Source organism: Bartonella sp. AA97HXZ, from assembly GCF_042196985.1.
GTDB lineage: Bacteria > Pseudomonadota > Alphaproteobacteria > Rhizobiales > Rhizobiaceae > Bartonella.
Genome location: NZ_JBHIRC010000004.1, coordinates 1 through 25704, shown reverse-complemented (window position 1 = coordinate 25704; position 25704 = coordinate 1). Strand labels below are relative to the sequence as shown.

Here is a 25704-nt window from a genome sequence, read left to right as displayed (position 1 = left end):
TGAATCCTTTCGCTTCAACTCAGACATCTCCGTTACTCTAATTAAAACTAATCGACCACCAGAGTGTTTTAATCCTTTAAGTGCTTTTACTTTTAATCTGAATGTATCCACCTCTTTCAAATCTTTTCATTGATTGATGTTTCAGAGGAATTATATTTTTATCACTTTATTTTCCGTTTATCTCTCCAACCACATAAACGTTCACCTTGTTCGTTATGTTTTAAAATATCTCTCGCCAAATTTGGACTAATGACATTGATATCTTGTCGATTCAAATAAATTGGCAGCCATCCAATACAAGAAGTTCGTTCATTCGTTGCGCAACCAGCTAGAAAGCTTAGTGCGCACATCAGCATCACTTTTCTTATTAATTTCATTTTCTACCTCAAGCCGTGTTGTCGCTATCTTGAAATCTTCTTTTGTTTGCTTTTGCTTCTCAACTTTTTTCCCAAGAAAAAAGGCTTTGACTAAAGCTATAAGAAAAGCTGCTATGAGCGCTGACGTCATTGTCAGATATTTTTTTATCCATAAAATCATAGGCGGTGTTCCTGAAAACGTTTAGCAATGTATATCATAGCCGTACAAGCGGCTAAAACCATAATGCCTGCTAGAACCCATTGAACAGGACCATTTCCTGCAAAAAGACCTCCAAGCCCTGAAAAAGAACCTATGATTGGTGCAAGAGCTTCTACTTTGCAAATACCTGTTACGCCTTCTGGTTCTACTACATGATAATTGGGGGCAACATGAGCTCCTTTTGCCCACAATCCTGCTTCGGTTGCTCGGCGATTGACAAGACCTTGGATACGTTTTCCTCCCACTCTTGTCCATTTTTGCAATTCGGTTGGTATCGCTTCATATTCACCTTTATTAAGCTTTTTTAAAAGTGTAGAACTGCGAAATGCTGTGATTCCTACATTATAGCAAAATGATACTAATGCCGCGAATTGTTCATCGTTTAAAGGAACGGTAACGGCTTTTTCAACAACAGCTTCATACTCCCTCAAGTCCTGACAAAGGATTTTTTCAGCTTCTTTTTCCGTAATTTGCATATCTTTGTGAACGCTTGGGGCACCAGCAGCACTTGTATGTCCATAACCAATTGTCCATACACCACCAGAATCTTCATAAGCCGATAAACGCAAGCCTTCCAATTGCTTAATCAATACAAGCCCTTCTTTTGATATTTTTCGCATTATTTTTACCTATAAAAAACTACACAAAGCAGGATATGAATTAAAAACTTACATCTACTCATTTTTAAGAACAGAACAGCGAAAGGGCATAATAAATTCAAAACATCCATAGTAGATTATTTTAAGACCTATATCATTTTTTTGAATAAAGATTATGCTAAATACTATTCATTTTGCAGCAATTGATCTCCATCTAAAGACAATAACTTTATAATAATTCCATTTATAATCAGATAGATTTCACTCATAAATTCTTACAGTTGATCCAGAATGATTTAGAAGAACTTTACTTGAAAAAACTTCAATAATTCCAATGACAAAAAGCATTTTTAACAAAAAATAAGAGACATAATAATTAATGAAATAATTAGGTGTTGATTTTTAAGTAATTTCAAAAGTCATAAATTGCACCACAGAATTTTTTTATAAAAACAAAAAAACATTATAATTTAACATTATATATCTAAAACTTATCTTAGAATCAATAAAACATATACATAACGTGTTATACATATTTAATAAAAAAATCTATAGTTAATTTAATTATTCTTTGTTTTTTTCCCTAATTGCTTAATTTCATTAAAAAATACCTTTATGAAGGATTTTAAATAAACTGTTACATAAAAAACATAATGGATGTTTCTCCTCTCTTACAGTCTGTTTCCAACTGAAACAATATATTAGTGGAGCATATTCAATATATAGACCAATGATATTTGATAGTTTTTTTAAGAATATTGTACTGTAATAAATTTGAACAATTAGTTCGGTTTCATATATTTTCTTTTTCATATGAAGCATTTGGTAGGGCGTTCGGGTCCAATGGTATCATCTTTGTCTGGTGTTGTATTGGCTACGTTTCCAGCAGCCTCTTAAACAAATCAATCAAGCTATTGAAATCTTTTTAGAGGCAATAGCACAAGAGACACAAAAGATTTTGACAAAAAGCTGCTTGACAATATAGGAAGCTCTCTCCTCCTAGCATCCCAGCCCATTCACATAACATAAAAAATAAAAAGGCAATGAGATGATATTTGATGATGGCAATAGATATGTAACAATACGTGAGTGTGCACAGCTTTTTAGTATATCCACAACAACGATTCGCAATTGGGTGCTTCAGGGGTTGTTTCCGGAGCCATATAAGCTAGGGAGAGCAGTGAGATGGAGAAAAAAAGAGATCTTAGCCTTCACTCCAAAGAAAAATAAGGAGCAAATAAGAACAAATTAGGTAAAATTATATAAACTGTAGAAGGTGGTCTAAAAGGTGGTCTGAAAATGGCTGTTTAAAGAAAAAATCTATATATTTCAATACGCTAAATACAAAAAGTGGTGCCGCATGCCGGATTCGAACCAGCGACCCCATCATTACGAATGATGTGCTCTACCAACTGAGCTAATGCGGCATAGGTTTGTAAGTCAATGAGACAAAACTAATTTGAGGGTAATAGCTAAAAGTACGTATAAAAGCAAGAATGCATTTTTTCAATAATTTATACATATGATAATAATTTGAAGGAGAATTATGTAAAAGTCAGAGGAAAGTATTCTTTGACCTTAATGCTATAAAATGCGTTTCAATTTACGATAGCACTTAAAATTAAGAAGCTGGGAATGTAGATCTTTAGGATGAAAAATGGTGTCAAGATAACTTAGTAAAGATAAAAACATTTTCTGATTCTTAAGAAAGAAATTTGTTACATAGAGTGATTGGGAAAATAAAGATCATCATAAACCTTTTATAATGTGCAAATAGATGAGTAGAATTAGTTGAGAAGTTACTTCTCATTTTTATGGGAAGAAAAAGGGAGGAGGATTAATAAAATTAATCACGTTTTTTATTTAAGAGGGAGTACAAATCATGTCGGATGAAGATCGGCTGATAGAACTAGAAATGAAGCTAGCTTACCAAGAAAAATTCATTGAGGAACTTTCTCGAGAGGTAACTAATCAATGGAAAAGTTTGGATGAGATATCTAAAAAAGTTGATATTTTAGCGAGACGATTTTCAGATTTAAAAGAACTAGAGTGTTACTGAAGCTGTTATCTTACCATTTTCTCAATAGGGAGAAGGTGCGAAATATTTTTTATCACAATTGCAATTATTTACAGATGAGTCTTTATTTCACGCATTTTGTTAGACTTGTAGAATAATTTTTATAAGCTTCTTCATTAATTTTAATAAGTTCCAATCTTATAAGGAGAGCTGATATTAGAAGACGTTTTTTTATATGGGGTTTCTAGTACGAAAATTAAGAAAAGTTTTTGTAGAGTATTAAAGAAGCAGCTATAGAAAAATATATGAACTGCGATATTTTAAGTTTTTTCTGTACAGAGTTTTCTTATAGATGGGAGGTAGATTTATTCGCTAATTTTTTTAAATTGATACAAATAAAGTGATGTTATCGTTATCTATAGAAATCATAGTGAGCGCCTATATTTATAATGAAGTGTTTTAATTTTTTCTGATGATCAAGTGATCTTCAGTTGTTTTAATAGAGTGGGGGGTTTTAAGCGACATCGATTATGTTATAGTACAGAGAGCTCTAGAAGTTTTTTTCAAGATCAAATGTACTCTTCGTTATATGTATATGATATTTTGTGAAAAGGCTTTTGTTTTTCGTAATTTAAGATACAAAATACTATTGCTAAAGCACCAAAGATAGACCATGCGGGTAAATAAGTGAGAGTAATGCAAATTGAGGACAGAAAATCAGGCATTACCTTGCATAGAGATTGATTAAGGTGATAGATATCTGTTTGCAGAAGGCTTGTTAAAATTTTATTAAAGGGGGTTGTTGTCCAATGTGATGTGATTACAGAGTGTGCGTTATCAATGACCAATACTATAATGGTTAGTGTAACGAAAATGAAGGACATTAATTTAAATAAAGGGTGGAGCATATTTTTTCTTAAAACTTCAACCGGACATACGTATAATGCACAAAAAAATAAGGAGTTGCATTATGATAAGAAAATAAGTTTACGTTTGTTTTGTGTTTTTTAAAAGAGGTGCCTAATTTTTCAATAAAAGTTGAGGTTAAGTTCAACAAAAGTAGTGAGGCATGATGTCTGAAAAAAAGCACGAGGAATTGAAGCGTAGCCTTCAAAATCGCCATATTCAAATGATTGCTTTGGGTGGCGTTATTGGGACAGGACTTTTTTATGGGTCAACCGAGGCAATTCAATTAGCTGGTCCCTCAGTTATTTTATCTTATCTTGTCGGCGGGCTTATTATGTATTTCATTATGCGAATGCTTGGTGAAATGTCAGTAGAAGAACCGTCTTCAGGAGCATTTAGTTTTTTTGCTTATAAATATTGGGGGAGATTAGCTGGTTTCATAACAGGTTGGAATTATTGGTTTCTTTATATTCTTGTGAGCATGGCTGAACTTACAGTGATAGGGTTTTACCTTGATCATTGGATTTTGATTGATCATTGGAAGACATCTTTCATTGTTCTTTTATTTGTTACATTTGTTAATTTGTTTAATGTTCGTTTTTATGGAGAATTTGAATTTGCTTGCGCTTTGATCAAAGTGGCTGCTGTTATTGGTATGATTATTTTTGGAATTTTTCTCATTGTCACTGGACTAGGGGAAAATCAAGCGAATATTCATTATCTTTGGGACCATGGCGGGTTTTTCCCTTATGGAGCAGTAGGGGTTGTTTTAGCAACTTCTGTAGTAATGTTTTCTTTTGGAGGAACGGAGCTTATTGGTATTGCTGCTGGAGAGGCATCTAATCCACAAAAAACAATTCCAGCGGCTATTCGTCAAGTTATGTGGAGGATTATAATTTTTTATATTGGTTCTATCAGCATTATTATGATAATCAGCCCTTGGAATATGATTGGAAAAAATGGTAGTCCTTTTGTCACAATTTTCGAGACTATAGGAATTCCTGCTGCTGGTCATATTTTGAATTTTGTGGTGATTATGGCTGCTATTTCTGTTTACAATAGTGGCATTTATTCTAATGGCCGTATGCTTTATAGTTTAGCTGTACAAAAAAATGCACCACATATTTTTAGTAAACTGAGTGCTGCTCGTGTTCCTTATATTGCTATCCTTTTTTCATCATTATGTACGGCGTTGATTGTCGTTGTTAATGCTCTTATTCCTGATAATAGTTTCATGCGGATCATGGCTCTTGCAACTGCAGCAGCAGTGATTACTTGGGCTATTATTGTTATTGTTCATTTGAAATTTCGCAATGCCCATAAGAACAGAAAGGGCGATTTTATTTATGCGTTTGGTTTATATCCTTACGCTAACTATCTTTGCCTCTGCTTTCTTGCTTTATTATTTGGCATTATGTTTGTCAGTGGTTTTGGGAAAAATGGATTGATGACTCGACTTTTTGATATGATAGGAATAAGCGTGCCTTTCCTTGAAGCATATATTCCTGTACAGATGCCTGATATGAGTTTGGCAGTCATTATTATTCCTCTATGGTGCTTGTTATTACTTTTAGGTTATAAACTGAAGCGATAGAGAAAGAAGAGCTAATAAAAGGGATTGATTGGAATAAGCCTTGGGGATTATAAAATTTGATGAGGTAACACAAGTTTTTGGTGATTTGTGTGTTTTAAGAAATATTAGTGTACAGCTTACCGAAAGACGAGTTGCTATTATAGGTGCGAATGGTTCTGGAAAAAGTACATTTGTTCGCCTTATTAATGGGCTCCAATTACCATCTCATGGTTTTGTAAGCGTTGATGGGCTTGATACCAAACGCGATGCAAAAGCAGTAAAGCGTAAAGTTGGATTTGTTTTTCAAAATCCCGATAATCAGATTGTTTTACCATTAGTTGAAGAGGACTTATCCTTTGGTCTCAAAAATTTAAAGCTTAATAAAGATGAAATTAAGGAGCGTGTAGATGAAATTTTACAGCGCTATGAACTTCAAAATTTCAGAAATCACGCTGTCCATTTATTAAGTGGTGGGCAAAAACAACTTGTTGCTATTTCTAGTGTAGTTGCAATGAAACCAGACTACATTATTTTTGATGAGCCGACGACATTACTTGATTTGCGAAATAAGCATCGCGTTACGCAAGTGATAGAAGAATTACCGCAAACGGCAATAGTTGTATCGCATGATTTAGAGTTTTTGAAAAAGTTTGATAGAGTGCTGGTTTTTGATAAGGGGGAGATAGCAATTGATGATGTACCTTTTGTTGCTATAAAGGAGTATATAAGAAGAATGTCATGATCGGTTTATATATTCCGAGGGATACATTTATTCATAGGTTAAGTCCTGGAGTTAAGTTATTATTTCTTACGGCCTGTGGAACTTTTATAATAATGGTTTCTTCCATAGCGCTTCTTGGTTTATTTTTGTTGTTTGTCATCTTATTCTATAGAGTCGCCAAGATCCCTTTCAAAACTGTGATAAAGCAATTTAAATCGATGGGATTGCTTTTAGTTCTTCTATTTGTATTTCAAACTATTTTTAGCGGTTGGCTTACGGGGGTTGAGGTCATATTACGTCTTGTTATCCTCTTTTCTTTATCATCAGTTATTTCATTCACAACAAAAGTATCAGATATGGTGGATGCAATTGAAGCAGGCCTCCAGCCTTTTCGTTGTTTTGGTATAAATCCATCAAAAGTGAGTATGGTTATCTCTATGGCGATCAGGTTTATTCCTCTTTTGAGTGAAAAGTTTAATGAGGTACATGAAGCACAGCAAGCACGAGGACTTAATACTAACATTGTCGCTCTTGCGATACCTTTAATTATACGGACTATAAGAATGGCGTCAGAAGTGGCTGAAGCATTGGAAGCGCGTTCTTATGATGCTGATACTATTGATACAGCATCTCGTAATAATCAGAGTTTTTATAGTAAAAAAAGAAGAATTAAATGAATACAAAAGATTTAGTTTATATTGCTTTATTCGCCGCTATTTATACTATTTTGGGCCTTTTTCCTTCTATTTATCTTCCTTTTCTTCTAGGGGTACCTATTACAGCTCAATCGATGGGACCGATGCTAGCAGGGTCTATTCTTGGGGCAAAAAGGGGTGCTTTAGCGTCACTCCTTTTTCTTGTTCTTGTTGCGATTGGATTACCTCTGTTGCCTAGTGGTCGTGGTGGAATCAGTGTCTTTTCAGGAATTGCAAGTGGTTATTTAATAGGTTTTCCATTTGCCGCATTTTTTATTGGTTTAATGGTAGAGTTGTTTTGGCAGCGGTTAAATTTTATAACATTATTTATAATAAATACTTTTGGTGGCATTGGGATAGTTTATTCTTTTGGTGTTCCATGGACAGCGTATATGACCAAAGTTTCTTTACTGAAGGTTTTAATGGCTTCATCAGTTTTTTTGATAGGCGATTGTTTAAAAGTGTTGATTGCATCCTTTATTGCACTCGCGATTAAAAGATCTGTTCCTCTCATTCATTCAAAGCATAATAACTAAAATAAATGTATTATTTTGTTATATTGTTATTATATAATATTCATATATCACTATTATCGAATTTAAATATAGTAATTTATGATGTAATTAAACATTGTAGAATCTAATATGATTCATATAAGTGATGTTATTAAAATAAATTATTATAGTATTTTTCTCTATATCTAAGGCATTTAAAGTGTACTTTTATAAATCTGATACTTTTTATTAATTATACAACAATAACGAAAGCTTTTCCCTAGTGAAGGAATAATTCAGTGAATACAAAAGATTTAGTTTATATTGCTTTATTTGCCGCTATTTACGCTGTTTTGAGTCTTTTTCCTCCTATTTATCTTCCTTTTTTGCTGGGTGTCCCTATTACAGCTCAGTCTATGGCTCCGATGTTAGCAGGCTCTATACTTGGAGCGAAAAGGGGAGCTTTAGCATCACTTCTTTTCCTTGTTCTTATTGCGATTGGGTTACCTCTATTGCCTAGTGGTCGTGGTGGAATTAGTGTTTTTTCAGGAGTTACGAGTGGTTATCTGATTAGTTTTCCATTTGCTGCATTTTTTATTGGCTTTATGGTAGAATTATTTTGGCACCGGTTAAATTTTATAATATTATTTGTGATAAATACCGTGGGTGGCATTGGGATAGTCTATTCTTTTGGAATACCATGGGTGGCTTATATGACACAGGTCCCTTTGCTGACAGTTTTAATAAGTTCATTAGGTTTTTTTGTTAGTGGTTTCTTGAAAGTGCTGATTACATCCTTTGTAGCGTTGACCATTAAAAAAACCGTTCCTCTCATTCATTCGGAAAAAGGGGCAGTTTTGTACTGAAGAACAAGTTTTTCCAAATGTATGTAGATTAAAAAGCACTACGGAATATCATTCTGTTTTGTCTACTTTTTTATTGGTATTTTTATCTGCATAGCTCTCAGAGGTAGCCATACGAAAATTGAATGTTGCGGCACCAAAATTCTTTTTTCTTTCAGGAGCAGCTCTCAAATAGCCAATTAATATCATTTTATTCAACATGCTTGTAAGTTTTATTCGATTTGCATATTATATGCATAAAGCCTTAGAATAATTTATTATTTTTTTAATATTTTTAGTTAATTAATCACTAATTTTTAAATTATTAAATTATATTAATTGTACAAAAACATGGATAATTAAGTGTTCATCTAAAACTCTTGATGTATATAATACCCTTATAAATGTATTAATATAAGGTATAAAAATGAGATTTGAATGGAATGAAGCTAAAACAAAAAGTAATCTTAGAAAGCACCGTGTAAAGTTTTGAAATAGCTGCATATGTTTTTTCTGATCTATTCTCCATGGCTAAACAAGACCGTGTTGAAAATGGAGAGTACGGTTAGCAAGCTTTAGTGCTTGTGGAGTTTTTTTATTACTATTCGTAGTGCATACTGTCCATGACGATAAAGATGGCATAGAGGTAATCCGTATTATTTCAGCACAGAGAGCCAACTCGAAAGAAAAGAAACGTTATAAAGAAGAAAGTTCGTTATAAAATCGAGGTAGGTAACTTATCGGCTTTGACAGATGAACAGAGAGTTGAAATTGATAAATTGGCTGTAATGTCGGATAGTGCAATTGATCATAGAGATATTCTGTCACTCAATGATGAGTTCTGGAAAGACGCCGTTTTCAATCCATTCTGTAAACCCATGAAAACTGTCACAACTGTGCGTGTGGATTCAGACGTACTAGCGTGACTTTAAAAGTCAAGGGAAAGGATATCAAACGCGGATTAACGCCATTTTACGTGATGCTATGCTTCGTTCAATGCACTGATTTCTCCTCCACTTAAAAGCAGGGAAGGGGGAGCCCATATTTTAAAAATCTAAGTAGCTCTCACTGCAGAGTTCTCTAAAGTTCGTATTGCTTTTGCAATTAAAATTTTATAGCCTCAATTTTCAGCCAAACGATTCTAAACGACGCAGTATATTTGGGATACACTACACTCCCATAGTCACTAAGATAACTTAGGCAACATCTACCACCCGATAAGACATAGACATTGTAATTATGTTAACTTTATGAATACCATTAACTTCCTTTCTTATAAATATAAAATAGATCCAGCCTCAGAACTAGTTAATATCAATGATGCTGATAAATTTTTAGAGGAAGGAAGATACGATTTTAACTGTGATAATCAATGTGCCACCTTAATAATCGAAAAGTTTTCTGTGAACTCGAAGATCTGCTATTGGATTTATGTTTTAACGGGAGAAAATAGTCCTTATAACCCAGAAGTGATTGATTCTGAAAATGACTTTCAGAATATTCCTAACCCACGTCCTAGAAAATATGTTGAACAGAATAAGCAATATTTTGGAATTTTAATTCCTATAGAGTTTACTCTTTTTTCTTCAAATAAAGAGTTAAACAAATTCTTGCATCTACACTACAAAAAATCTTTTCCCCCGAAAACGATTGATATCTCACCTGATATTTTTGGTAAGGAAGAGTTCGAAAAAAAATTGCTTTTAATTAAAGAAATAAAACTGAAATATACCCAACCAAAACAATTAGATTTTTTTGCAATGCAATCAGAAGACAACTTGCTAAAGATGGCTAAAATTTTGTTGGGTGAATTTCCCACGGATGATTATTCTGAAATGGAACTTGACTTGGGTATCAAATTTAAAGAAAAAAATAATTTAAAGAATTATTTTTTGAATCTTTTTAAAAAATATAAATTAAATCCAGCATTTAAAAACATAAGTTTTGTTGGAAAGACACATAATAATTTTGATATAATCTTTAATACTGAAACTTTTCAACATAAATTTGCTATTAAAACAAGTAAAAATGATAATGGTATGTATAATGAAGGTCATATAAAAGAAAAATTAAAGCATGAAATCGTAAGTTTTACTGTATCTCTTTAATAGAGCACTGTAGCGTGTAAATAGATATATTTATTAAACTGCGTGTACGCAACATAAGAAAGAACACACAGACTAAAAAAAAGTACCAAATTATAATATTTGAATATCCAAGAGCAATATCTAAGTACCAAAGTATGGTATCCAATGAAAAAGAAAACTTGTGTTCCACGTACTTAGAAATGACAGGCAAAGAAACAGTTTCTTTATAACTACTTGGGAAAATTAAAACGACAAGCGCTAAAATTATTAACTTTAGGAGACTGTGCATATACTGATGTAATTCACATGTTAATCTCTTCCAACCTGTTGTATTGCCGCATTTATATTGTGGGTTGTTTTGCAACTCAGAAGGGATATTAGAATTGCATAAAATTGCAAAAACAGTTGTTACGATCACCAAAGAAATAGACGCGAATGTCAAAATACCCTGAATAAAGTCAAGATTTTTTCTTATTCCTAAAAAACATACAAATATAAAAATTATAACGCCAAACAAGGCTTTTCTCTTCTTATCTGTAAACATATTTATTTCCTGTGAAAAAATTATGATCTCAATTTCTTAAATTATTTTCTGATATAAAAACACAAACTACCTTTTAGTCTTTTTAGCATTTGCTTTTCTTTTAATAGCAATGTCTTCTATTGCATCCAGTTGCTTTTAATATTTTAGTTAACCTCGTCTATGATTTATCTATAGTTGATGATAGCTTTAAACACAGAGCTCCATAATCCCAAACTCTTGCTTGCATTTTGATACCCAAATCCACCTTTCAACAAAGCCCATCGCACTGGCAACCCTTTCATAAAGATTAAAGAAAAGCTCTGTTATTTCAAAAGTACACGAAAGGGAATCATACCTGCCGCAACATTTTTTGCGCTGATGCTGGCTACTCATGTTTTAAAAAACAAATATTTTGAAATTCGCGTATCCTAAAATCCTTAATTTGTATTAATGGATTTATTTACTTTATAAATTTGATACTATAGAGCTATTTTAGCTTCTAGAAATATATTGTACATTAAAAAAACTTTTTAATCACTCTTTAAATGCATATCCAATCCAAAAATGATCTGCACTTTTCACTATTTTGCTACTTTTTAGAAATCTATTTTAAACTCTCCTATCATTAGTTCATGAAGAGTTTTGGTGCGTGAAAGAAGGTCTTTTTCAATCTCTTCACAATACTTAGAAAAATCTGTTGCTCTTGGAATGATTTTTTTAGACATGCTTTCTACGTTGCTCTGCAAAATGCGTTTTAAGGACTCTTTCAAAATCAATAAGGAAATACCTTTGAGTTCAGTTTGATCAGCTTGAGAAGAGGTATTATAGTCCATATATTTTTGCATGTGGAAGCTACCACAAGAGAACAAGCGAAAAGTATTAGAGATATCATCATTTGAAGCTTTTACAGCAATAAACCTGTGAAGCCATATGCAAGTCTCAAGTGCATTTTCTTCATTCGGTTTTTGTTTTTAATTTTCCATACGACACACTGCTTATTACTTTGGGTTGATTAAGATTTGTAAGGAAAGTTGATTGGCAAGCAGTTAAGGCTGAATTTAAAGACTGGGATTATAAAGCCCAAGGGCTGACAGAAGCCGGTGCAGCTCTTGTGGCCTTGGCTGTCACGGCGGTTACGGGTGGAGCAGCCTCGGGCGCTGCCAGTGCCATTACCGGTGCTTTGGGGCTTGGCTCGAGCACCGCCATGAATGCGGCGATACAGGCTGGTGTCCAAGCGCTGATTAACAAAAGCGCTGTGGCTCTTGTCAATAATCGCGGCAATATTGCCGGTGCCTTGCATGAGCTTGGCTCTTCAAAGAATGTTCTCAGCATTGTCTCGTCGATGTTGACAGCAGGCTTAACCAGCCAACTAACCGAAATGGCTGGTGTTGGGCAATCCTTGCCCAAAACGGCTCCTCTGGTTGATCGCATCACCCGTGAAGCGGAAAAGAACTTGATCAAAGCCGCCATTGGCACAGGCGTGCAAACGGCTCTTGAGGGTGGCTCTTTTGACAAGAACTTTTTTAACAATCTGCGCATCGCCCTGTCTGATACGGTTGGCAAATCGTTGGCGGAAGAAATCGGTACCGCCAAGGCTGAAGGCAAAATAGACACGGTCACACAGATCGTTGCCCACGCCGGTCTTGGCTGCTTAAAAGGCGCTGTTGCGAGCGGTGCTTGCTCTGCCGGTGCTGTGGGGGGTGCTGTGGGCGAAGCCACTGCTATGCTCCAGTTTAAACTGTCGACCAAAAATTTTATACAAAAAGAAATAGCAGCATTGGATGGTCGTGTTCCAACGGCAGAAGAACAAGCGCGTATCAATGCAAAGATTGAAGCACAGTTTTCTGATTTTAATGATCATGCCATTGATATCGCGCGCATAGCGGGGGGCTTTGCTGCTGCCCTTGCTGGTGGTGATGTCAATACTGGCGCTGATGCCGCAGGTAATGCTGCCGAAAATAATTTTCTTCCTGCGGTAGCAGCTGCTGTAGCGTTCATTGTGTCGCTTACGCCACAAGAGTTGGCAGCTCTGTCTCTTTTTATGGCTGGTGGAGCAACTATTGTTCAATCTCCTAACAATAGAACCGCTATAGCTGATTTCCTTACCTATTGGTTTGCATCGAAAAATTCTGCAGAAGATAGCGAAAAAACAAATCAAAACTCACAAGAAGAAAAAAATAAAGATTCTCAGAAGGAAAGTAAAAATAAGAAAAAAAACGGAAACAATAAAGAACCACAAAACAATAATGATGGAAAGGGTAACATACTTGAACAAGTCAGGAAGCATCATGATAAAAAACGCGATGAGAAAAAACAAGAATTAAATGATGAAGGATGTAGAACATGCAAAACAGAAATAGTATTCAAAACTAAGACGGATAAGGGGGTAGTAAGATCTCGTGCGGATATTGTTTATATAGAGAATGGTAAAATAAAAATTGGCGAGGTAAAAACGGGGAAGAATTCTAAATTAAGTGAACAACAAAAGATTTTAAAAGAGGCATATAAAGAAGGAAATGCAGAGCCCACAAAAGGCAAGTTTACGGAATTTCTTAAAGAAAACAAAGAGTTCTTAGAAAAATATCAAAAAGATTTCAAAGATTTTAAAGGAAGTAAGAAAGAATTGGAAAATGAGAATAGAAAATGGATTAAAGAACAATTGAATAATAAGTTAGACAAAACTGACGTTAACGTTTTTCATTATCCAGGACTTTTTGAATGAAAGTGAATAGCGATGCGAACTAAAGACGTGACAGAGATTTTAAAAACGCTTGGCTGGGAACCTTATCGTGCTGAAGATGGTAGTATGTTTGCGCATTATCATCTTCCCGATCGCATTGTAGGCATTAGTTATGATGTTGTAGATTATGGAGAGGATGGGGGAAAGTTTCGGCTATCGGCTGATCTTACCACTGCTGCTTATTGCCTTGCTTGGGAATATGCTAGTGGTGAAGTATCACAGGATAAGTATGAAGATACGCTGTTTTCTGCGAAAGAGGATTTCGATGTTACAGCTTCAGATCTCTCAGAAAGCCATGTTAAGGAATCTTTAAATAGGGTTATCGCTTGGGCGAAAGCACAAGATATTGAACAAAAATTACGTGAAAAAGCAGCCAATCATTCTGCTGTTGCAGAAGCATTACTTGGTGATATTGAGGCTTTAAAAAGTTCTAAGTTTACACCCCAATTACATGTACCAGAATTTTCAGATTACAAAACAATAGGGTGGATTGAGCGCCTCATTCTTTTTGCGCAAGCTTATAAAAACGGGGAGTTAGATGACATTTTAGCGCGTAAAAAACCTAAACAGTGGTCGATGAGTCTTACAGCAGCAACTCGCATTTTTAAAATTCAAGGGTGGTTTGCCACAGAGCTTGGTAAAATGTGGTTGGTTTTGCCGGATCGTTTTATTAAGTTAGATTTTGGCTTTGTACATCTCTATGATCAGTACAATATTCATCTCGAAGCTGAAATATCTAATGAAGAAATTTCTTTGGCTTGCTTGTATATTCATTTTTGTAGACAACGTAATCTTGTACGACCTACGGATATTTATCGATCTTTTAATACGATTGGAGGAGAGAATTTTCGTGGGGTTGATAAAGGCATTGATATTTGTGTAGAGACATTAGATGAGCAAGAGTTGACAAAAATCTCTGAGCGGGTGATACAGTGGGCACGTGCCCAAGATTTACAAGCGTCAATAGAAAGCAAAACACGTGTTCAAAAGTATAGCTACAATATACGTATAGTCTGGCATTTGGCTTGTTTAGCGTTGACAGGTCGAATTGATATCCTGAAATCTTATCAAAAATTTTTAGAAGTAGGTACGATTTCTGAACATTTGGATGATAATGAAGTAAAAAAATATGTTAACCATGCCGTTGAATTTTCTGAAAAACATCTGAAAATCCTTAATGAGCGAGAAGCAGCAGAAGCACACCTTGGTCCGAAAGCTTTGATTACTTTCAATAAGGTTGCTGAGCAATTAAAAGAAATGGGTTGGACAGTTTATCGTGATAAAAACTATGATCGTAATACCTATTTTATCAGTAAAGACCGTATCATCAATATAATGTACAGTCTTCAAAGTGATGAAGAAGAGCCAATTGTTGCATTTAAGGCTTCCCTTTCAACACTTGGTTTTTCCACTGCTCATAGAGAAATTTTCTATAATATGCCTCAATATATAGCCATCAAAGAAGCAGAAGAAGTTTATACAGTTTCTAGTACTGAATTGGATGAAGGCAAGCTGAAACAGATCAGTGCGGATATTCTTGAATGGGCTGATCGGCAAAATGTGAATCAAATCATCTATGATTATGCGGCTTTGCCAACAAACAGTGAACTTGATCTTGTAGCGCGTCACCTTATTGCGCTTGTTTTGATTGGGGATGTTGAAAAGCTCAAATCTTATAAGGAGAATTTTAGAAAGGGAAATCCTTTAGGTTTTGTGGAAGAAATCTCAAAATATAGAATTGATAATCTCCTCACTCTTGCGCGGGGTTATCGAGCAGGTTTTCCGAAAAATGCACCGATTTTGAGCTTGGATCCGCAAATAGCATCTGTTGCTTCTAAAACAACTTCTGTTGAAGTGGCAGAGGAAGTGGATGAAGTGGATGACAATGATGATCGTCTCACCATGGAAAGTGCTCATGCACTTTTAAAAAGCTTAGGCTGGTCAACCGAGAAAATCAATGAGAATGACCATATGGCAAGCTATCAATTGGCTGATCGTGAAGTAGATATTCTTTATAACGACGAAATTGCCAAAGATTGTCCGCAATTTGATAGCGCCTTTATGATTAGCACGGGCATTCTTTCCACCGCTTGTAAATTCATTGATCCTACCTACACGGAAGATATTCCAGATATACAGCTTAATTTTGAAGCCAAGGGATTAGAAATCTTTGAACCAGAAGTCACTACGGATCGTTTAACACAGGCGCTTGATGATGCTTTAGAATGGGCGGTAACAGACATTGACCTTTCTAAAAGACTTCGCTCTGATTATGGTACTGCTCCTTGGGAAAAAGGCGCCACGTCTAAAGCAAACGATACGGATTATGCTTTACTTCATCTTGGCGCTCTTGCTTTATTGGGTGATGTTGAGACCTTACAATCTTATCAGAAAAGCTTTACGGCAGGTGATCACCTAGGCTTTGACGAGAGCATCAACAAAACCCACCTTGAACGTGCATTAGCTTTAGCCAAAGAAGTAGCAAAGGTGAAGCAAGTGAGCTACGCTTTGATTGAACGGGTAGCAAAAGATTTTGATGATCACTCAGAGCTTTCTAGCGAGGAATAACCTCGCTCTTGGAAGGAGAGTTTATTAAGTCTATTTAGAACAAAGAATAAATTGATTATTTTGAAAAAATCGAGGGGATTATGAATCATGAAATGGATAAAGAAAAAAAGTATGGGGGCAGCTGAGCCGGTGGAATTTAAAAGTCAAAAAGTTTATCAGGAAGATGAACTGTTTGAGCCCGAAACAGTTTCTTCTTGGAAAGAAGAAGGACAGATAGTAACGGGTACAAATGTGGAAAGAATGGTATCAGGAAGAGCACCTATTGGAGTCGATTTTAGACCTATTATGTTACATCCTGTGACACAAGAACAAGATAGTCCTCTCGTTGAGGTTCTCTACTCATTTTATCAAGGCAGGAGTTTGGTTGCTCCTATGAATCCAAAGACAAATTTTATCAGAAAAGTTATTTGTTGGATTTCAAAAAAAATTCCTAAGTAGGAAAAAAGAAAGAGTAATTATTGCAAATATTGAAATAATATCCCTAAAAGGCGCTCTCTAAACTTTAATGATCACCTCCTTTAATTCCATCATATATTGTAAATGCGAGATGATTGTACAGAGACAGATGAGAAAAGAGCTCCGTCAAGAACATATCTCTTATGATTTTATCAATCTCATCTCAATTCCATTGGCTATAGTAGAAAAAGATTGATCATTAGGAGCACTCATTATGAGTAAAAACACGCTGTGACTTATGGAGAAAAATTTATGAAAAGTTATACTTTATCAGATGTTGCACAATATGTTGATATGCATAGTCATGTTATTAATTTTGGTACTCAAGATAATGCCCCTGATGATGTACGGATTAAAACAGCTGAGAACACTCTTGGTTTACAATTTACCTCTTCCTATAAGAATTTTTTAAAAAATTATGGAGGAGGAGAAATTGGAGGTGAAGAAATATTCAGTATTTATGAAATATGTGCAGGTATTCCTGCTGGTGATATTGTTTACCGAAATTTGCTCGATAGAAGAGATGGCTTTACGGACCCCAAACAACTTGTTATCTGCACAACTGATTTTGGTGAAACCTTTTATTTTGATTATACGCAGTTTCGGGATGGTGAATGCCCACTCTATCTCAAGTATACATCTGAAGATTCTGAATATTACGCAAGTAATTTTTATGAATTTCTCTGCAAAAGAATTAAAGAGTATGCAGGGGAAGATTCATGAAAACTTATACCTTAGATGATGTTATACAACTAGTTGATAAATAGGATAATTGTAATTTATAGACTGTTATGAAAACATCTCAATAGAAACTGATCATTATAAAGATTAGCAAAGTCCCTTTTAATAGACCATGTCAGTGTTGTCAGTTCTTTTTAGAGCCTATATTATTTTTTTAATGAGAGAAAATTAAAATCAATATATTTCAATAGGTTAAGATTTTACAGATCTTAAAAAAACAATCTATATTGATAATACAACCTATAAATTCAACTAATAATATACGTTTTGAGGGGGGGGGGTGACGGTTTTTACACCTTCAAAACCTATAAGTAATATAAGAAAATGAATATACATAACTCTCTTTAAACAAAGCTTTTGAAAAGCATAAAGCACTCATTTTAGATTACGATATAATCTTTTAAAGGCAATTCAAAAGGAGCCTATTCACTTTAAGATGGGATTTCTTTTTAGAATAACGCATATAAACACTCCTTTTAAGATGGTAGGTAATCAACTTAACAAGAGAGGTATAGATTAATCGCTATGTTCTATACCCCTTATGAGTTTATCATACCCATTATGTGAGCATGCTTTATAAGTTATTCAGTTTCTTTAATTTCTAATTTTGGTAGTTTTTTTACGATTTTCATTGTTTCTAAACTTACGGTAATAACCCTTTGAAACAATTCTAGAGGGTAGGCAGGGTTGCCAACGGTTTCAACAGCATAGCGATTGGCATCATTAACAATGCCACTCTTTTTATCAGTCTTTACACATTGACGCCCCATAACCCATTCAAGAGCGGGTTTACCATTAACGATATACGCATAAGCGTCAAGAGGGATATCTGTTATTGTGATATTGTTATTATAAATAACAGTTGATTTATCTTTCTCTTTACCTGCTTTTGCGAATTTCATTTCAGTCACATAATAGAATTTTTCGGGATTAGAGATCTCTGTAACTTTTGGATTACCTTTTTTAAAGGTCACTGGATACGGCTCTACAGTTTCATAGTTTACGTGCAAATGACCCAGTTCACGCCCAGCTGTTACAAACTTCCAAAAATCATCAGCACTCTTTACACACGGGATACGAGGCAACTCTTTACATAAATTATGAGCATAACGGGCACGATAATCTTCTGAATGAAGTAAACCGTAAACATAATAGAACAAATCATCTTTAGTGATAGTTTCATTAGGATAAGCAGCTTTAAAATATGTTAGCCCTTCATCCGTAATGGCATCACGCTTTTGTAAATCAGCTGTTACGCTTGCTTCTGTAGAATTTGCAAATAAATGGGATTGTTTTTCACTTTTACTTTTTGAAACCGTAGTATCTTCGTAAATATAACGTGGAAAACATTGGTTACCACCATCCATCATATTAAGATTAGGCAAATCTTTAGCCATAAGTACAGAAAAACCACTCCTTGCTCCTATAGCAGCCACTTATATCACTCTATTTTCAACAGTTTTTCCCATAGGGAATATCCGCGGCATTTGTAAAACCATTTCATTGAAACTTTGGTTATAATAAAGCCATTGCTTCGTAAAAGGACGATATAAACTTTGCATAAGGCATGTAGCTTCAAATTTAAAAATCTTTCCTTTTGCCAAATCTTGTTTAAGAGCACGGCTCCAACTGATTTTTCTTGCATCCGTATTGACGAAATTGTCGATAGCATTTTTACGTATTTTGCGATCAGCATGCGGATAGACATCATTAAAACGTTCCACTTCGCTGTTATAGAAGGCAATCATATGACTCATGTTCTTCTTTAAAGTTTCACGACTTGAGTTATATGCCCACGCATCACGATTGGTTACGATCCCAAGAGAAAACATTTCAAAGAACTTTTTACCATGCCCTTTTTTGTCACCTATAGCCAAAAATGTTTTAAAACTCTCATCACGTTTACCAAGCCAATCCCCATGTTTGTCTGGTGTAATTATTTTCCAACCGTCTTCACGTGTAATACCACCAATACTACCAAAGTATTCGAGAGCTGTAAGTTTTTCTTTTATCGTGCGATTATTACCAATGTCATGATAGTAAATTTTACAAGGTCCAATAGTACTGGGATTTTTGAGAAATAGCGTTACCGCAATACCAGTCATACTACCACTACCAAAAACATTCTCTCCTTCTTGAGTTGCTCCATTGCTTAACATATTTTTACGTATATCCCCCCGTAAATTAAGCACATAAATGCTCGTGAATTCTTTGGCTAAAGATTTTCGTAAACCGTCCATTATCGATTTTTCTATGTAACCAGAACCAGAAACAAATCCGATTACCCCAGCATCAGCAATACGGTCACTAGCCCAGCGAATAGCACGAATATAACTATCATAAAGCTTTCGTATATTAGTAGCTTTAGATTGAGCAGCATAAGTTTCACGGATACGGTCATCTAATATGGGATAGGGAGTGTTCTTTGCATTGTCATTAGCGCTTTTTTGTCCTACCGAGTAAGGCGGGTTACCAAAGATAACTTCAATATTTAGATTTTTCTGATGCTCTAAATATTCACTGTTTTCTTTAAATAATTCCTGTAGAAGATTCTTCTCTTCAAGCATCCGAAACGTATCGGTTAAGCCAATATGTTTGAAAGGGATATATTCGCCTTTCATAAGACTATGATAAGTCGATTCAATGTTAATCGCTGCTATGTAATAGGCAAGCAAAATAATCTCATTGGCATGGATATCATGACGGAATTTATATTCCATATCCTCTGATTTTATGAGATTGGATTGTAAAAGCCGTGTGATAAAGGTTCCAGTTCCCGTAAAAGGGTCGAGAATGGAGACACCCCGTGACCCCAAGCTTTTTCCAAACTCATTCCGCAACACATCATCAACAGAATGAATGATAAAATCAACAACCTCAACGGGCGTATAAACAATCCCAAGCCTATCCGTGGTTTTCTTAAATGCCTTGGAAAAGAAATCCTCGTAGAGTTTGATAATAAGGTTTTGTCTTGCTTGGGGTTCGGTTATCCCAGAGGCGCGGAATTTTACACTGTTATAAAACCCTTGGAGTTCTAAAGACTCTTGCTTGATATCGGTTTTATCCAACTCAGCTAAAATTCTTTCCATCGCTTGTGAGATGCTATTGTTCTGGACAAATTCATTGCCCTCAAACAAAGCTTCAAACACGGGACGCGTCACAAGATGTTGTCCTAACATCTCAAGCGCTTCCTCTTGCGTAATACTGTCGTTTAAATTGCTCTTTAATTCCTTATGAAACGCATCAAAAGCACACCGCGCTTTGCCTTTCTCATCAGAAAGAATATCTTTAAGATGATTGATATGGTTTTGTGCAATCTCAGCAACATTGTTCGCCCATATGCCCCAATAATCAGAGAAGGTTGATCTTTTAATCAAAACCGTTTTAAGAGCATTAGGAAATGCCGCCACAAAATTGAAGCTTGTTTGTCCATGATGCGTGGAAAGCGATTTACGAATTGGAGAGACATTGCTTGCGCTCGTATGCTCTGGTTTTGCTTGAAGAGGGATATCGTCAACAACCGTGGTGACATTCTCTAAATCCATATTTTGAGAAACCGTTATAATCTCTAAAATAGGGCTTACATCTTGTCCTAAATTCATCTGATTAAGCGTTTTACTAAAATTCTCATCATGAGAAAGCAGGGCATCGAGAACTTGCCAAACAACACTGTATTTTGGATTGTTCTTTAAAGCTTTTTCGGGGTCAATCCCAGCCGGCACCCCAACGGGTAAAATGATATAGCCTCTTTTCTTGCCTGGAGCGCGCCGCATCACACGTCCTACCGCCTGTATCACATCGACTTGGCTTTTACGCGGGTGTAAAAACATCACCGCATCCAAGGTAGGCACATCCACCCCCTCAGACAAACATCTTACATTGGTAAGTACACGGCAATGATTTTCCCCCACATTTTCTTCCAACCAATCCAGTTTTCTTGTCCGTTCCTTGGCGCCATCCTTCCCATCAATATGATCAACTTCACAGATCAGACGGGGCGTATCGGGGTGGTTTTGATAAAGTCTATTGAAAATCCGCTTAACCCCTTTTCCTTGGAAGGTATCACGGATATTTTTAGAGGTCTTGATATCTTTACAAAAAGCCAAAGCCCGACGCATGGGGCTCGTATCATCTCCAAGATCAGCTTTTAGATCCAGTTTGGTTAAAGCTTGATAACAGCCAACAATTTTTGTTCTATAATCTAAAGTAAGTTCATAATCTTTACTTGTGGTAGGCATCTCCATGGTTTTGCTGATTTCCCCCTCATCAACACCCAAAACAATAATCTTATAAGGGGTTAACAGTTCATTCTTGACCGCATCGGTGAAACTGTAGGTATAAAGCACTTTTCCATAAATGGCTTCATTATCCATAGAGGCTAAAACAGCATCAACCTCATCAGCACGCCTTTTGGCATGGTCACTAAAGATACGAGGCGTTGCTGTCATATAGAGACGTTTCTTGCCTCGAATAAGACTGTTATCATGAACCTTGATAAAATCAGATTCATTGTCGTCAGTTCCTAATGAAGCCCCCGTTGTTCTATGCGCCTCATCACAAATAATCAAATCAAAGGCTGCTAAACCATGATCCTTTTGCGCATCAACAATGACTTGTATTGATTGATAGGTAGCAAAAATAACACTCATCGCATGGGGAGAAGAGTTGCCTACTTTCTCGACAAGCCTAGAGGCATCTGTGGTAGCAGGGAGGGCTAAATCCGATGCCGATAATTCCCCATCATCTTCTTGGTTTTTACGACGCTTGCCAATTTGCTTATCCGAACACACCGCAAAGCAACGCAAGGGCACTTGTGCATCGGCTGTCCATTCACGAATGCTTTGTGACATCAAGGCAAGAGAGGGGACCAAAAATAAGACATGCTTGCCTTGACCTGCTATGGTTTCTGCTATCTTCAAACTGGTGAAAGTCTTGCCCGTTCCACATGCCATAATGAGCTTGCCACGGTCTGCTTCTTTCAAACCTTCACAAACTGCTTTCAGCGCTTCTTTCTGATGATCTAAAAGCTTTTTCTTTGTTTGCTCGTAAAGAACAATGTTGCCTGTCTTATCAAAAATACCCCAATCGATTTGACTATTTTCCATATCAAACAGATTAATTCGATAAACCGGAACCGCTTGCCCTTCAATCATGGTATGGGCATTTTCGCTTAAGTCTTTTTCCGTACTATCAATGAGCAGACGGTATTTAAATCTCTTTTTACCAGAAATGGCGATAAAGCTTTCAATATCATCTTGGGTAATCTGATGATTGGTCTCATAAAATTGACAACGAATAGCAACGTAATCGTCTTGATCACGAATTTTAGCTACCAAATCAATATCAGTGTCTCTATCGCTTCCTTTCCACCCCTTTTCGTCAGCAACCTCTCTATAAGTTTGAACCTTTTCGTATTCTTGGCATTGAAGCGGGTCTTGCGTCAAATAAGCTATGACAAACTTTTCAAAAGAGGCTTGCTTTTCTTGCTCTGATATCGCTTGATCACGATAGGCTTGTAAGAGAGAGCGTAAAGAAACGTGTTTATTATCAGAATAAAGAGAGTGAGACATAAAGAACAGACTCCATGACAATATATTCTACTGATTGATTCTCTTCAAAAGAATCAAAATGAAGCCAATTAAATCCATTTAGGATAAATAGCGAGTGTCAGATGAGGTGAAATTCTTGCAAAACCAGAATTTTTTTTTCAAAAGGGGTTTTTAAAGGCTGCTTATCCACAGCCCATGACATGGAATAAGATCAGCAAAATAGTGAAATTTGCTGTTCGTTTCACGGATTAATCAAGACAAATGTACTAGGTGCTTTAATATATCAGAATAAGTATTTTGATAGGTTTTATGAGACATTTTATAGATAGGTTTTGTCTGTTTTTAAAACCCCCAAAACACCTACAAAACCCTCTTAGATATATATTAAAAATTGTATTTATGTGTTATGTTTAATATAGGTTGTTTATTTGAAAGATTAACTTATTGAAATATAATAACTTTTATTTTGGATTAAAAAATATATATAAAGGGGGGGTAAAAAGACCCCCAAAACCCCCATACCCCCCAAAACTAATGATGGGGAGTGCTTTAAAGGTTCACTGTTATATTGTTTAATGTTTTATAAGATTTCCAAATTGCCTCAGTGTGATGTCTTATGACTTTTCACTAAAGGGTGCCATTCATAACGTATGGTAGGTCGACCGCCTTGGGAGTTATTCTCTCCAGAGATTTCACGAATATAGTTACAACGGCATAAAAGCTCTAAAGCTTGCTTAACGGTTTGATTGTCTGTTAAATATTTCCAATCACGTTTATAAACATCCCTTGCTGTAAAAACATCAGATAAATGATCACAACGCTCGACAATTAATTTTGCACGCTCTGCTGTTAATGTATCATGCGCCGCATAAAGTCTTTTGACATGACTTAACAGATATTTTTCCCAACGCAAGGCTGTTGTAATGGCATAGAGACCAATTTCTAAACGACCAGTGTCAAGAAGTTCAAAAATCAACGCAAGACTTGCTATGGTTTTTGGCATTTTTAAAAGATGCGATTGTAAGCTTTCTGAGTGAGTACCTCCTTTTGCCTCTTTATGAAGATGCTCGAACCATTCATAAAACTTCACTTGTGCTTTAGGAGAAAAACGCATAATCAGTGGTTGTTCGGGAGACCCTAAGCGTTTATCATGAAAAGAGCGAAAAACTCCTTCATACTTTTGCCACCCCTCTTGATTGGGCGGTTTATCAACCAATTGCCACTCTTTATTGTCATCGGGCCAGACAATCATTTGAAAGCGTTGCAATAAACCGTCATCGTTTATTCCACGGTGGATTGCTTGAATGATGGGAATAATGCGTGAAGGTTGAATGCCTCCAATTATTGATAATGTTACATGGGGGATAAAAATGGTTCCCCGCTCGATACGGTCATGGGTAAATTGATCATCTCCATTAAAAGCTGTTAAATAAAAGGCACGGTCTGTTTGATATTCTCTTCGTTCCAGATTGGCTAAAAAACCAGATAATTCATCACGCACCATTAAGAGACCACGGGGGTTTTCTTTTAAGAGTTCCCCAAGCTTTTCAACAGTCACATCATTGACAATAAAGCGTCGTTTGACAAAAGTGTCATCTTCATTTTTACGAGTAGAAACTAAGCGGTGTGCAAAGTGCATTATGCAATCATATTCGCAATATTAGAAAAATAATAATTTATCATTATTTACTGATACGGAGCGCAGTATTGTAGAAAATAATTTGCTTCAATTACCAAATAAATAAAAATACAGTTGATTAAGGAAATTTTTGCTTTGTATGAAGCACACGTAAAATACGCACAACGCCATTTGAAATATCATAAATCATGATATAATTTGAATGTACAATAAGTTCACGTGTATTTACAATTCGTCCTAAACGACCAAGAGTAGGAAATTTAACAAGTTTTTCTACTTTTTCAGATAAAAGTTGATCAAACTTTAAGGCAGCAGAAGGATTATCTTGTGATATGTATTCACGTATCTTTTTGCGGTCAACGTGTGCTACTTGTGTCCAAATTAGCTCCATAAAGTTGATCTATCGAGTTTACTTTGTGTTTTTAAGCGCCATTCCTTTGCTTCTGCTTCGATTTCTTCAGAAGATATTATATCACCTGCATTAGCAGAGTTTATCCCTAATTGAACTTGTTCCCGAAACCATAAATCGTATGCACTTTTTTCTTTTTGTTCTTTTACGATATCGCGCATATAATCCCGCAATAATTGTGCACCAGATCTATCACACGCCTTTGCTGCTTTGGAAAATTCATTTTTTAATACATCATCAACGCGAAAGGTAAATGTTGTCTCAGCCATTTTACAACCACTTAATGTGTTACAAAGTAGTTCTAATGTAATGTATTTTTACTGTTTCTTCAATAGCTACTGTTAAAATAGATATTTTATATCTATTTTGCATTTTCATAGGGTTGAAAGGGACGCCCATAAATCAACGGGCTCAGATAACAACCCAGACAGCAGAGCCAGACCGGTTTCAATGCCCTCACAAATGACCAGATGTTTTGGATTGGCTTGGCTAAAATGCACCCCACCACCTGTTACAGAACCCAACATGGCTTTTTCTGGTTTTTGGTCTGTTTTGCAACCATTGGCTTG

18 protein-coding genes, 1 tRNA gene and 5 pseudogenes are annotated in these 25704 nt (G+C 35.6%); 13 read left to right on the top strand and 11 right to left on the bottom strand.

Features of this window, described 5'->3' with window-relative positions:
- Positions 1 to 309: 309 nt before the first annotated feature.
- Together ACFINE_RS03560 and ACFINE_RS03555 are read right to left on the bottom strand one after the other, a co-directional pair.
- Positions 310 to 537 carry a hypothetical protein gene (locus ACFINE_RS03560; RefSeq protein WP_375621063.1) on the bottom strand — a complete coding sequence of 76 codons (228 nt, stop codon included), beginning with the start codon at positions 535 to 537 and terminating at the stop codon, positions 310 to 312.
- Entirely contained in the window at positions 534 to 1196 is a 663-nt protein-coding gene (locus ACFINE_RS03555) for a lysozyme (RefSeq protein ID WP_375612387.1), read from the bottom strand. Before ACFINE_RS03555 ends, ACFINE_RS03560 begins: the two co-directional genes overlap by 4 nt.
- Positions 1197 to 2223: 1027 nt before the next feature.
- Between ACFINE_RS03555 and ACFINE_RS03550 the strand changes: the two genes are divergently transcribed.
- Positions 2224 to 2427, top strand: a complete 204-nt coding sequence (locus ACFINE_RS03550; protein WP_375621062.1) for a helix-turn-helix transcriptional regulator — start codon at positions 2224 to 2226, stop codon at positions 2425 to 2427.
- 99 nt (positions 2428 to 2526) lie between these two features.
- Here ACFINE_RS03550 and ACFINE_RS03545 read toward each other — a convergent pair.
- Positions 2527 to 2602 (bottom strand) — tRNA-Thr (locus ACFINE_RS03545).
- Positions 2603 to 3057: 455 nt separating this feature from the next.
- Here ACFINE_RS03545 and ACFINE_RS03540 point away from each other — a divergent pair.
- From ACFINE_RS03540 to ACFINE_RS03515, 6 genes are all read left to right on the top strand, one after another.
- Positions 3058 to 3234, top strand: coding sequence for a SlyX family protein (locus ACFINE_RS03540; protein ID WP_375612388.1), 177 nt, complete (start codon positions 3058 to 3060; stop codon positions 3232 to 3234).
- 1030 nt (positions 3235 to 4264) lie between these two features.
- Positions 4265 to 5692, top strand: coding sequence for an amino acid permease (locus tag ACFINE_RS03535; RefSeq protein ID WP_375621144.1), 1428 nt, complete (start codon positions 4265 to 4267; stop codon positions 5690 to 5692).
- Positions 5693 to 5732: 40 nt separating this feature from the next.
- Entirely contained in the window at positions 5733 to 6413 is a 681-nt protein-coding gene (locus ACFINE_RS03530) for an energy-coupling factor ABC transporter ATP-binding protein (RefSeq protein WP_375621061.1), read from the top strand.
- Positions 6410 to 7069, top strand: coding sequence for an energy-coupling factor transporter transmembrane component T family protein (locus tag ACFINE_RS03525; protein ID WP_375621060.1), 660 nt, complete (start codon positions 6410 to 6412; stop codon positions 7067 to 7069). Before ACFINE_RS03530 ends, ACFINE_RS03525 begins: the two co-directional genes overlap by 4 nt.
- A complete protein-coding gene (locus tag ACFINE_RS03520; protein WP_375621059.1) occupies positions 7066 to 7623 on the top strand; it encodes a biotin transporter BioY in 558 nt (185 codons plus the stop codon). Before ACFINE_RS03525 ends, ACFINE_RS03520 begins: the two co-directional genes overlap by 4 nt.
- Positions 7624 to 7880: 257 nt before the next feature.
- A complete protein-coding gene (locus ACFINE_RS03515; RefSeq protein ID WP_375612392.1) occupies positions 7881 to 8447 on the top strand; it encodes a biotin transporter BioY in 567 nt (188 codons plus the stop codon).
- 51 nt (positions 8448 to 8498) lie between these two features.
- Here ACFINE_RS03515 and ACFINE_RS03510 read toward each other — a convergent pair.
- Positions 8499 to 8645 (bottom strand): annotated as a pseudogene (locus tag ACFINE_RS03510) (single-stranded DNA-binding protein); the annotation flags it as partial.
- A 732-nt stretch (positions 8646 to 9377) separates the two neighbouring features.
- Between ACFINE_RS03510 and ACFINE_RS03505 the strand changes: the two are divergent.
- Positions 9378 to 9428, top strand: a pseudogene (locus ACFINE_RS03505) (hypothetical protein); the annotation flags it as partial.
- A gap of 245 nt (positions 9429 to 9673) precedes the next feature.
- Positions 9674 to 10531 (top strand): hypothetical protein, encoded by an 858-nt coding sequence (locus tag ACFINE_RS03500; protein ID WP_375621058.1) that lies wholly within the window; start codon positions 9674 to 9676, stop codon positions 10529 to 10531.
- Here ACFINE_RS03500 and ACFINE_RS03495 read toward each other — a convergent pair.
- Complete coding sequence (locus tag ACFINE_RS03495) at positions 10515 to 11054, bottom strand: hypothetical protein (RefSeq protein WP_375621057.1); 540 nt, start codon at positions 11052 to 11054, stop codon at positions 10515 to 10517. The genes ACFINE_RS03500 and ACFINE_RS03495 overlap by 17 nt on opposite strands.
- A gap of 575 nt (positions 11055 to 11629) precedes the next feature.
- The gene (locus tag ACFINE_RS03490; protein ID WP_375621056.1) at positions 11630 to 11878 is read right to left on the bottom strand and encodes a hypothetical protein; all 249 of its coding nucleotides are present in this window, start codon (positions 11876 to 11878) and stop codon (positions 11630 to 11632) included.
- A gap of 266 nt (positions 11879 to 12144) precedes the next feature.
- Between ACFINE_RS03490 and ACFINE_RS03485 the strand changes: the two genes are divergently transcribed.
- The 4 genes from ACFINE_RS03485 (at position 12145) to ACFINE_RS03470 (ending at position 17520) form a co-directional block, all read left to right on the top strand.
- Positions 12145 to 13755: a DUF637 domain-containing protein gene (locus ACFINE_RS03485; RefSeq protein ID WP_375621055.1), complete on the top strand. Its 1611-nt coding sequence runs from the start codon at positions 12145 to 12147 to the stop codon at positions 13753 to 13755.
- A 12-nt stretch (positions 13756 to 13767) separates the two neighbouring features.
- Positions 13768 to 16341: a DUF6990 domain-containing protein gene (locus ACFINE_RS03480; RefSeq protein ID WP_375621054.1), complete on the top strand. Its 2574-nt coding sequence runs from the start codon at positions 13768 to 13770 to the stop codon at positions 16339 to 16341.
- Positions 16342 to 16428: 87 nt separating this feature from the next.
- Positions 16429 to 16779 carry an HNH/ENDO VII family nuclease gene (locus ACFINE_RS03475; RefSeq protein WP_375618707.1) on the top strand — a complete coding sequence of 117 codons (351 nt, stop codon included), beginning with the start codon at positions 16429 to 16431 and terminating at the stop codon, positions 16777 to 16779.
- A gap of 270 nt (positions 16780 to 17049) precedes the next feature.
- Positions 17050 to 17520, top strand: coding sequence for an SMI1/KNR4 family protein (locus tag ACFINE_RS03470; RefSeq protein ID WP_375621053.1), 471 nt, complete (start codon positions 17050 to 17052; stop codon positions 17518 to 17520).
- A gap of 599 nt (positions 17521 to 18119) precedes the next feature.
- On the opposite strand, the pseudogene ACFINE_RS03465 reads toward ACFINE_RS03470, so the two are convergent.
- The 5 genes and pseudogenes from ACFINE_RS03465 to ACFINE_RS03445 all read right to left on the bottom strand — a co-directional run.
- Positions 18120 to 23108 (bottom strand): annotated as a pseudogene (locus ACFINE_RS03465) (DEAD/DEAH box helicase).
- 580 nt (positions 23109 to 23688) lie between these two features.
- Positions 23689 to 24666, bottom strand: a pseudogene (locus ACFINE_RS03460) (DUF3987 domain-containing protein); the annotation flags it as partial.
- Positions 24667 to 24844: 178 nt separating this feature from the next.
- Positions 24845 to 25117: a type II toxin-antitoxin system RelE/ParE family toxin gene (locus ACFINE_RS03455; protein ID WP_273791673.1), complete on the bottom strand. Its 273-nt coding sequence runs from the start codon at positions 25115 to 25117 to the stop codon at positions 24845 to 24847.
- The gene (locus tag ACFINE_RS03450) at positions 25108 to 25404 is read right to left on the bottom strand and encodes a CopG family ribbon-helix-helix protein (RefSeq protein WP_273791674.1); all 297 of its coding nucleotides are present in this window, start codon (positions 25402 to 25404) and stop codon (positions 25108 to 25110) included. The genes ACFINE_RS03455 and ACFINE_RS03450 overlap by 10 nt, the downstream gene beginning before the upstream one ends.
- Before the next feature lie 105 nt (positions 25405 to 25509).
- Positions 25510 to 25704, bottom strand: a pseudogene (locus ACFINE_RS03445) (virulence-associated protein E); the annotation flags it as partial.

What these genes read in the sequence shown, in the direction of transcription:
- ACFINE_RS03470 (WP_375621053.1), top strand. Translation starts at nt 17,050, where the DNA reads ATGAAAAGTTATACTTTATCAGATGTTGCACAATATGTTGATATGCAT.
- ACFINE_RS03480 (WP_375621054.1), top strand. Translation starts at nt 13,768, where the DNA reads ATGCGAACTAAAGACGTGACAGAGATTTTAAAAACGCTTGGCTGGGAA.
- ACFINE_RS03550 (WP_375621062.1), top strand. Translation starts at nt 2,224, where the DNA reads ATGATATTTGATGATGGCAATAGATATGTAACAATACGTGAGTGTGCA.
- ACFINE_RS03495 (WP_375621057.1), bottom strand. Translation starts at nt 11,054, where the DNA reads ATGTTTACAGATAAGAAGAGAAAAGCCTTGTTTGGCGTTATAATTTTT.
- ACFINE_RS03525 (WP_375621060.1), top strand. Translation starts at nt 6,410, where the DNA reads ATGATCGGTTTATATATTCCGAGGGATACATTTATTCATAGGTTAAGT.
- ACFINE_RS03520 (WP_375621059.1), top strand. Translation starts at nt 7,066, where the DNA reads ATGAATACAAAAGATTTAGTTTATATTGCTTTATTCGCCGCTATTTAT.
- ACFINE_RS03540 (WP_375612388.1), top strand. Translation starts at nt 3,058, where the DNA reads ATGTCGGATGAAGATCGGCTGATAGAACTAGAAATGAAGCTAGCTTAC.
- ACFINE_RS03500 (WP_375621058.1), top strand. Translation starts at nt 9,674, where the DNA reads ATGAATACCATTAACTTCCTTTCTTATAAATATAAAATAGATCCAGCC.
- ACFINE_RS03555 (WP_375612387.1), bottom strand. Translation starts at nt 1,196, where the DNA reads ATGCGAAAAATATCAAAAGAAGGGCTTGTATTGATTAAGCAATTGGAA.
- ACFINE_RS03475 (WP_375618707.1), top strand. Translation starts at nt 16,429, where the DNA reads ATGAAATGGATAAAGAAAAAAAGTATGGGGGCAGCTGAGCCGGTGGAA.
- ACFINE_RS03490 (WP_375621056.1), bottom strand. Translation starts at nt 11,878, where the DNA reads ATGCAAAAATATATGGACTATAATACCTCTTCTCAAGCTGATCAAACT.
- ACFINE_RS03560 (WP_375621063.1), bottom strand. Translation starts at nt 537, where the DNA reads ATGATTTTATGGATAAAAAAATATCTGACAATGACGTCAGCGCTCATA.
- ACFINE_RS03450 (WP_273791674.1), bottom strand. Translation starts at nt 25,404, where the DNA reads ATGGCTGAGACAACATTTACCTTTCGCGTTGATGATGTATTAAAAAAT.
- ACFINE_RS03535 (WP_375621144.1), top strand. Translation starts at nt 4,265, where the DNA reads ATGTCTGAAAAAAAGCACGAGGAATTGAAGCGTAGCCTTCAAAATCGC.
- ACFINE_RS03455 (WP_273791673.1), bottom strand. Translation starts at nt 25,117, where the DNA reads ATGGAGCTAATTTGGACACAAGTAGCACACGTTGACCGCAAAAAGATA.